The sequence below is a fragment of the Acidovorax sp. genome, from assembly GCF_047607405.1.
Classification (GTDB): Bacteria; Pseudomonadota; Gammaproteobacteria; order Burkholderiales; family Burkholderiaceae_C; genus Acidovorax.
Map to the genome: position 1 here is coordinate 1 of NZ_JASGDA010000118.1, position 6,517 is coordinate 6,517.

General features: G+C 70.2%; 9 protein-coding genes. 6 read left to right on the forward strand and 3 right to left on the reverse strand.

The features are described 5' to 3' along the window. On the reverse strand, positions 1-1,202 hold a 1,202-nt coding region (locus tag QM569_RS14200), incomplete at its 3' end, for an efflux RND transporter periplasmic adaptor subunit (protein WP_414987883.1). Positions 1,203-1,432: 230 nt separating this feature from the next. Between QM569_RS14200 and QM569_RS14205 the strand changes: the two genes are divergently transcribed. The 4 genes from QM569_RS14205 (at position 1,433) to QM569_RS14220 (ending at position 4,191) form a co-directional block, all read left to right on the forward strand. Continuing rightward, a complete protein-coding gene (locus tag QM569_RS14205) occupies positions 1,433-1,987 on the forward strand; it encodes a DUF6622 family protein (protein WP_414987884.1) in 555 nt (184 codons plus the stop codon). 62 nt (positions 1,988-2,049) lie between these two features. Beyond that, a complete protein-coding gene (locus QM569_RS14210) occupies positions 2,050-3,141 on the forward strand; it encodes a sensor histidine kinase (RefSeq protein ID WP_414987885.1) in 1,092 nt (363 codons plus the stop codon). Continuing rightward, positions 3,126-3,920 (forward strand): LytR/AlgR family response regulator transcription factor, encoded by a 795-nt coding sequence (locus QM569_RS14215; protein ID WP_414987886.1) that lies wholly within the window; start codon positions 3,126-3,128, stop codon positions 3,918-3,920. The genes QM569_RS14210 and QM569_RS14215 overlap by 16 nt, the downstream gene beginning before the upstream one ends. 31 nt (positions 3,921-3,951) lie before the next feature. After that, positions 3,952-4,191 carry a hypothetical protein gene (locus QM569_RS14220; RefSeq protein WP_414987887.1) on the forward strand — a complete coding sequence of 80 codons (240 nt, stop codon included), beginning with the start codon at positions 3,952-3,954 and terminating at the stop codon, positions 4,189-4,191. Positions 4,192-4,264: 73 nt separating this feature from the next. On the opposite strand, the gene QM569_RS14225 is transcribed toward QM569_RS14220, so the two are convergent. Continuing rightward, on the reverse strand, positions 4,265-4,900 hold the full coding sequence (locus QM569_RS14225; protein WP_414987888.1) for a LysE family translocator: 636 nt from the start codon (positions 4,898-4,900) through the stop codon (positions 4,265-4,267). A gap of 146 nt (positions 4,901-5,046) precedes the next feature. Between QM569_RS14225 and QM569_RS14230 the strand changes: the two genes are divergently transcribed. Together QM569_RS14230 and QM569_RS14235 are read left to right on the forward strand one after the other, a co-directional pair. Continuing rightward, positions 5,047-5,217 carry a hypothetical protein gene (locus QM569_RS14230; RefSeq protein WP_414987889.1) on the forward strand — a complete coding sequence of 57 codons (171 nt, stop codon included), beginning with the start codon at positions 5,047-5,049 and terminating at the stop codon, positions 5,215-5,217. Positions 5,218-5,282: 65 nt separating this feature from the next. Next, positions 5,283-5,969 (forward strand): glutathione S-transferase family protein, encoded by a 687-nt coding sequence (locus QM569_RS14235; RefSeq protein WP_414987890.1) that lies wholly within the window; start codon positions 5,283-5,285, stop codon positions 5,967-5,969. 55 nt (positions 5,970-6,024) lie between these two features. Here the strand turns inward: QM569_RS14235 and QM569_RS14240 are convergent. After that, the coding region (locus tag QM569_RS14240; RefSeq protein WP_414987891.1) for a TOBE domain-containing protein at positions 6,025-6,517 on the reverse strand (493 nt) is incomplete at its 5' end.

The window sequence follows — 6,517 nt, forward strand, 5'->3', positions numbered from 1 at the left end:
GCCGACGCGCCCGCGCGCGGGCTGGGCGCCGCGCCGGGCCGCTGCACGGCCATGCCGTCCTGCAGGCGGTCGCCGCCTTCGGTCACCACGCGCTCGCCTTCCTTCAGGCCCTCGCTGATCGCCATCACCGCCGTGGTGGCCTGGCCGCGCACCACGCGGCGCAGCGTGACGGTGCTGTCGTCGTTGATCACATAGACGTAGTCGCCATTGGCCCCCGTGCGCACGGCGGTGACGGGCACCACCACGGCTGGCACGTTGCGCAGCAGCAGCTGCACGTTCACGAACTGGTTGGGGAACAGCGCCCCCGCCGCGTTGTCGAAGCGGGCCTTGGCCTTCACGGTGCCGGTGGCGGTGTCCACCAGGTTGTCCAGCGTGGAAAAGCGCCCCGTGTCCAGCGTGGCCTTGCGCGCGCGGTCGAGCGCCGTCACGGCAAGCTGGGGAGACTGCGCCTGCGCCGCCAGCACGTCGGCCACGCGGTCCTGCGGCACGGTGAACTGCACGTCGATGGGCGCCACCTGGGTGATGACCGCCAGCCCGGCGGTGTCGCCCGAGGCCACGTAGTTGCCCACGTCCACCACCCGCAGGCCGATGCGCCCCGTGGCGGGCGCGGTGATGCGCGTGTACTCCAGGTTCAGCCGCGCCGCGCCCTCCTGGGCCTTGTCGGTGACCACCGTGCCTTCGAGCTGCCTGACCAGCGCCGCCTGCGTGTCCACGTCCTGGCGGGCGATGGAGTCCTGCGACAGCAGGGTCTGGTAGCGCGCCAGGGTCAGGCGGGCGTTCTCCAGCTGCGCCTCGTCGCGCTGGCGCGTGCCCTGGGCCTGCATCAGCGCCTGCTCGTAGGGCCGGGGGTCGATCTGCGCGAGCCACTGGCCCTTCTTGACCATCTGCCCCTCGGTGAACAGCACCTGCACGAGCTGGCCCGACACCTGGGGCCGCAGCGTGACGGTGGTGGCCGGTATCACCGTGCCCAGCGCGTCGATGACCACGGGCAGCTCGGCCTTGCGCGCCACGGCCTCGCCCACGGTCACCGTGGGGCGCGCGCCGCCGGGCATGCCGCCGCCCGGCTCGCCGTCGGCCCGGTGCAGCAGGTACCAGGCCAAGCCCCCCAGCAGGGCCACGAACGCCAGGGCGGCAAGACTGCCCAGCCAGCGGCGGCGACGGGTGCGGGGGCTGGGTGCGGGGGCTTCTTCTTTTGGATTCATGGCGGGGTTCTGCTGGCTGGCCTGCGGCGCATTGTGCGCCGTCCACCCGCATCGTAGAGGCTGGGGCGGGTAGCCGGTTTGGCGCCTGTGCGAAGAAAAGTAAAGCGCGGCAGCCCGCGCCTTCGGGGCGGCATCCCGCGCCCTGCTGGCTGCATTCCGTCGCACGGCGGTGGCGGCGCGGGCGGGCCGTCGGCACAGTCCGCCCATCGCATTGAAGAAAGGCCCTCGCCATGCTGCTCCACCTCCTCGTCCACCAGCCCCAGGCCATCGTCCAGATCGTCCAGCAAACCCCCACCTGGGTCTGGGGCCTGCTGGCCGCGCTGCTGTGGCTGGGCGCCAGCCAGTGGTTCGACCGCACGGCCGGGCTGCGCCGCGTGCTGCTGATGCCGGTGGCGATGACGGCCTTTTCCGCCTACGGCCTGGCGTCGGCATTCTCCAGCTCGGCCCACGCCGGTGCGGCCATGGGCGCGTGGCTGCTGACCGCCGCCGCCACCACCGCGCTGGCGCTGTGGCTGCGGCCCCAGGCGCCCGCCAGGGCGCGCTACGACGCCGCCGCGCGGCGCTTTCACCTGCCGGGCAGCGCCGTGCCGCTGGCGCTGATCGTGGGCATCTTCCTCGTCAAATACGGCGTGGGCGTGGAGCTGGCGATGCAGCCCGCGCTGGCACGCGACGGCACGTTCGCCCTGCAGATCGCCGTGCTCTACGGCGTGTTCAACGGCCTGTTCGTGGCCCGCGCCCTGCGCCTGTGGCGGCTGGCCCAACGCCCCGCGCTGCGGATTGCCTGATGGCGTTTCATGGTTAAATTGGCCTCCAGCGCTTGATGGATAAGCACGAGCAGCTATCTTTTATGAAGCAAACCGCCCCCCGCATCCACTGGCTCGGCACCGCCCGCCACCTGCTGCAGGTGGTGGCCTTCTGCGGCGTGGTCGCCGTGCTCACCACCACCATCTGGCCGCGCAACAGCTACTGGATGCAGCTGGCGCATGCGCTGTGCATCGGGCTGGTGATCTGGGGCGTGATCGAGTTCGGGCGCCTGCTCGTCCCGGCGCGGCACTGCCACCCGGCCAGCGAAGGCAGCGGCCCCGGCTGGCCCAAGGGCTGGCGCGGCCTGGTGCTGGCCGCCATCGGCATTGGCGCGGGCTTTCTGCTGGGCGACCCGCTGGGGGCGTGGCTGACGGGCACCGGCAGCATCCGATCCACGCGCGACGACCAGATCGGCCTCGTCATCACCATCACGGCGGGCAGCGTCGCCAGCTTCTACTTCCACATGCGGGGCCGCGCTGCCGTGCTGGAAGCCAGCCGCGCCGCCGCCGAGCGCGACACGACCGAGGCCCGGCTGATGCTGCTGCAAAGCCAGCTGGAGCCGCACATGCTGTTCAACACCCTGGCCGCGCTGCGCGCCCTGATCGCCGTGGACCCGCCCCGCGCCGAGGCCATGCTGGACCGCATGGTGGACTTTCTGCGCGCCACGCTGTCGGCGTCGCGCACCCCACTGCACCCGCTCTCCGCCGAGTTCGCCCGCCTGGCCGACTACCTGGAGCTGATGGCCCTGCGCATGGGCCCGCGCCTGGCCTACACGCTCGACCTGCCGCCCGATCTGGCCGATGCGCCCGTGCCGCCGCTGCTGCTGCAGCCGCTGGTGGAGAACGCCATCCGCCACGGCCTGGAGCCGCACCTGGCCGGGGGCCGCATCGACGTATCCGCACAGCAACTGCCCGATGGCCGCATCCGCCTGACGGTGGCCGACACCGGCGCGGACTATGACGGCAACAAGCCGCCGCGCACGGGCCACGGCTTCGGCCTGGCCCAGGTGCGCGAGCGGCTCGCCAACCGCTACGGCAGCGCTGCCGCTCTCGAAATAGGAGCTGGCAGCGCAGGCGGGACAAGCGCCAGCATCGTTTTTCCTCTGGAAGAATCGCCCCCATGCCCCGCGCCCTGATCGCCGAGGACGAGCCCCTGCTCGCCGCTGCCCTGCAACACGCGCTGGCCCACGCCTGGCCCGAGCTGCAGATAGCCGCCACCGTGGGCGACGGCGCAAGCGCCGTGCGCGAGGCGCTGGCGCTGCGGCCCGAGGTGCTGTTCTTCGACATCCGCATGCCCGGCCAGAGCGGCCTGGACGCCGCCGCCGAGCTGGCCGACGCCTGGCCCGAGGGCGCGCCCTTCCCGGCGCTGGTGTTCGTCACGGCCTACGACCAGTACGCCGTGCAGGCTTTCGAGGCCCAGGCGGTGGACTACCTGCTCAAACCCGTGCAGGCGGCGCGCTTGCAAAAAACAGTGCAAAAACTGCGTCTGGCGCTTGCCAGTCAAGCACCAGCAGCTATCCATATGGAAGCAACCATGGCGCAACTGCGCCACCTGCTGGCCGCGCCGCCCGCTGCCGCGCCGCTGACGCTCATCCAGGCCAGCGGCCATGGCAGCGGCAGCAACCAGATCCACATGGTGCCGGTGGCGGACGTGCTGTACTTCGAGGCGGCAGACAAGTACGTGCGCGTGGTGACCGCCGCGCGCGAATACCTCATCCGCACTCCGCTCAAGGACCTGGCCGCGCAGCTCGATGCGCAGGTGTTCTGGCAAATCCACCGCAGCGTGCTGGTGCGCGCGGCCAGCATCGCCACCGTGACCCGCGACGAGGCGGGCAAGCTGCACCTGACGCTGGCGGGCCGGACTGAAAAACTGCCGGTAAGCCGCCTGTACGCGCATTTGTTCAAGGCGATGTAGGAATGTCGGGACGCAGGAGTAAACTGCGCGCATGGAGAACGTCAACAACCTCGTCATTGAGCACCTGCGGGCCATGCGCGGCTCTATCGACCAGATCGCCGCAGACATGCGTGAGGTGAAGCATCGCCTGGCCCTTGTCGAGGCAAGCCAGGGAACGACGTTGCAGCACATCGGCCATCTTTCGACCAGCATTGCGCAGCAGCAAGTGAGCTTTGACCGAATGTCCGAGCGCGTCGAGAGGATGGAAACCCGCCTGGAACTCCAGAGCTGATTCATCCTGGCCCCACAAAAGAAAACCGCCCTCCGGCGGTTTTCTTTTGTGGGGCACTGTCGAAGGATGCGCCTCAGCGGTTCGCGGCCAGCAGCAGCCCGCCCGCGCCCATGAAGAACCCGCCCGTGGCCCTGTTGAGCCGCACCACGCCGCGCGGGGTGCGGATGAAGCGGCGAATCTGCCGCCCGCAGCTGGCATAGACGGCGGTGGAGACGAACTCCGCGCCCAGATAGACGGCGCCCAGCACCACGAACTGGCGCGCCGCAGGCTGGCCGGGGTCGATGAACTGCGGGAAGATGGCGGCGAACAGGATGATGGCCTTGGGGTTGGTGATGCCCAGCAGAAACTCCTGCGCGATCAGCGCCTTCAGCCGCACGGGCGCGGCGTTGCTGGCGGGCAGCTCGCCGTCTTCGGTCAGCGCCATGCCGCTGAACTCCCGGCTGTGCCAGGCGCGCCAGCCCAGCCAGAACAGGTAGCAGGCGCCCACCCACTTCACGGCGGTGAAGGCGGCCTCGGACGCGAGCAGCATCGCGCCCAGGCCCACGGCGGAGACGGTCAGGAAGATGGCAAACGCCGTCACCCGCCCCAGCGTGCCGACCAGCGCCGCGCCGATGCCGGAGCGGATGCCGTTGTTGAGGCTGCAGAAATTGTTGGGGCCCGGCGTGAGGGCGATGGCGACGGCCACGGGGGCGAAGAGGAGCGCGTCCATAAGGGGGCTTTCGGTCGGCAAACGGCGAATCCGGCCAGTTTAGGGCAACACCGCGCAAGTCCCCGCGTGTCGCGCACCGCTGCCTTGGGCCGGGCTGTGGCCTAATACGGGGTTTTCCACCCCTTTTTTCTTCTCAGAGACCTACCATGGGCAACAAGATCGTTACCGAAGCAGACCGCAAGCGCACCCCGCAACCCCAGCCCCTGCCCGGCTACACGCTGCGCACCGGCGGCCGCGGCCAGCGCGTGAGCCTGGAGCGCGGCGTGGCCACGCGCAGCAAGAAGAACCCCGGCAAGCGCTCGCACAAGGGCGGCTGAGCCCTCCCGGCACGTTTTGCACCAGGCCCTCGCAAGAGGGCCTTTTGTTTTATAGGATCGCGCGCATGATCACCGTTCACCACCTCGAAACCTCGCGCTCGCAGCGCATCCTGTGGCTGCTGGAAGAGCTGGGCGTGCCCTACCAGCTCAAGATTTACCAGCGCGACAAGGCCACCAAGCTGGCGCCGCCAGAGCTGAAGAAGATCCACCCGCTGGGCAAGTCGCCCGTCATCACCGACGGCGACGAGGTGATTGCCGAGTCGGGCGCCATCATCGAATACCTGGTGGAAACCTACGGCGCCCAGGCCAGCGGCGAGCTGGCCCATCTGCAGCCCGCGCGCGGCACGCCCGCGCACCGCCAGTGCCGCTTCTGGATGCACTACGCCGAGGGCTCGCTGATGAACTGGCTGGTGATGAAGCTGGTGTTCATGACCATTCCCACGCAGCCCATGCCCTTCTTCGCCAAGCCTATCGCGCGGGCGCTGTGCGGCAAGGTGCAGGCCAAGGTGATCGACCCGAACCTGGACACCGCGCTGGACTTCATGGAACAGCACCTGGCCCGGAACGCCTGGTTCGCGGGCGATCACCTGACCATGGCGGACTTTCAGATGAGCTTCGCGGTCGAGGCCGCGCTCTCGCGCACGAACAAGGCAGGCGCCTGCCCGCACCTGGTGGCCTACCGGCAGCGCATGCAGGCGCGGCCCGCGTACCAGCGCGGCATCGCCAAGGGCGGGCCTGTGGTTTTGGGGTGAAATATGCCTCCAGCGCTTATCTGACAAGCGCTTGCAGCTATCAAATAAATAGTATTCAAAGATCGGCCAGCGCCAGCACCACGGCGTTGTCTTCCACCGCCAGCGCCACCCGGCTGCCCGCGCGCAGGCCGCTGCCCGGCGCGGCAAAGCCCACGGCCTGCAAGCCGCCGTCCAGCGCGGCCGCCACCTCGTCGCCCGATGCGCCGCGCACCACGCGCACCGCCTTGCCGGGCAGCACGCACAGGCCGGGCTGGGCCGCTGCCGCCGCACGCTCCACCCGCACCGCCGTCGCCTTGCACAGGGCCTGCACCGGCAAGCCGGGCGCCAGGCCCAGCAGCTCCGCGCTCTCGCGCGTGATGCGCGCGGCCAGCACCGCCCCTGCCGCACCATTCGCCAGCGCCAGGTGTACGCGCACGATCTGGCCCAGGTCTTCCAGCCGCTGCACCACGCAGGGCCACTGGTTGCGCATGCTGGTGCGCACCGCCAGCCGCGCCAGCGCGGGGCCCGCGTGCGGCGTGGCCTGCCAGCGCGACAGCACCGCGCCGCGC

Bases quoted from the DNA above. Each gene is read 5' to 3' on its own strand.
- QM569_RS14210 (WP_414987885.1), top strand. From the start codon at position 2,050: ATGAAGCAAACCGCCCCCCGCATCCACTGGCTCGGCACCGCCCGCCAC.
- QM569_RS14235 (WP_414987890.1), top strand. From the start codon at position 5,283: ATGATCACCGTTCACCACCTCGAAACCTCGCGCTCGCAGCGCATCCTG.
- QM569_RS14205 (WP_414987884.1), top strand. From the start codon at position 1,433: ATGCTGCTCCACCTCCTCGTCCACCAGCCCCAGGCCATCGTCCAGATC.
- QM569_RS14220 (WP_414987887.1), top strand. From the start codon at position 3,952: ATGGAGAACGTCAACAACCTCGTCATTGAGCACCTGCGGGCCATGCGC.
- QM569_RS14230 (WP_414987889.1), top strand. From the start codon at position 5,047: ATGGGCAACAAGATCGTTACCGAAGCAGACCGCAAGCGCACCCCGCAA.
- QM569_RS14225 (WP_414987888.1), bottom strand. From the start codon at position 4,900: ATGGACGCGCTCCTCTTCGCCCCCGTGGCCGTCGCCATCGCCCTCACG.
- QM569_RS14215 (WP_414987886.1), top strand. From the start codon at position 3,126: ATGCCCCGCGCCCTGATCGCCGAGGACGAGCCCCTGCTCGCCGCTGCC.